Origin of the sequence: Paraburkholderia sp. SIMBA_054, from assembly GCF_046534875.1 — a bacterium.
Classification (GTDB): Bacteria; Pseudomonadota; Gammaproteobacteria; order Burkholderiales; family Burkholderiaceae; genus Paraburkholderia; species Paraburkholderia hospita.
In genome coordinates this window covers 1-264 of sequence record NZ_JAWRXV010000959.1, presented here as the reverse complement: position 1 = coordinate 264, position 264 = coordinate 1, and the positions used below count along the sequence as shown (strand labels likewise).

Below are 264 nucleotides of genomic sequence, written 5' to 3'. Positions count from 1 at the left end.
CGCAGATTGCACACGCTTGCCGTGAAGGCAGGGAAGGGGTGCACCGCCTCGCCGAATTTTTCCAGACTGAGCGGCTGCACGTGATATTGCAGATTGGCGGTCTCGTAGGACGGGTCGGAGCGGGTGAAGACGCCGAGCTGGCTTGGAGCCATCGACATAGGCCCCGAACGGCGCAGCAGATATTCCAGCCCGATCATTGCCTTGCCGACAAGCTTGCTCGCCTTTTCGTTGAGCGTCGGAATACCGGTGACCTTATATGCGCAG

1 pseudogene is annotated in these 264 nt (G+C 59.8%); it reads right to left on the bottom strand.

What is annotated here, in order from left to right:
• Window positions 1-264 (bottom strand): annotated as a pseudogene (locus tag SB822_RS57965) (choline dehydrogenase); the annotation flags it as partial.